Source organism: Acinetobacter sp. 148, assembly GCF_031196675.1.
Lineage (GTDB): Bacteria > Pseudomonadota > Gammaproteobacteria > Pseudomonadales > Moraxellaceae > Acinetobacter > Acinetobacter baumannii.
Genome location: NZ_JAVIMT010000082.1, coordinates 1 through 306, shown reverse-complemented (window position 1 = coordinate 306; position 306 = coordinate 1). Strand labels below are relative to the sequence as shown.

The 306-nt window shown below is 49.0% G+C and carries 1 pseudogene; it reads left to right on the top strand.

Annotated features, from left to right (window positions below):
- Positions 1–306: pseudogene (locus RFX69_RS14895) on the top strand (hemagglutinin); the annotation flags it as partial.

The window sequence follows — 306 nt, the reverse complement described above, 5'->3', positions numbered from 1 at the left end:
AGTTACGAATGTCGGTGCGGGCACAGCAGCAACCGATGCAGTAAACAAAGGGCAGCTTGATGCGTTAAGCACATCAAGCAACAACAAGACTGATGCCTTGGGCAACAGCACAGCCAACAATCTGGGTGGTGGTGCAAGCTATGACAGCACTACAGGTGCAGTAAGTTCACCGACCTATACTGTGAATGGCAACAACGTCAATAACGTGGGCGATGCGATCACTGCATTAGACAAAGGCTGGACACTACAAAGTAATGGTACCAATGCAGCTGCAGTAAAAGCTGGTGATACGGTAGACATTGGTAC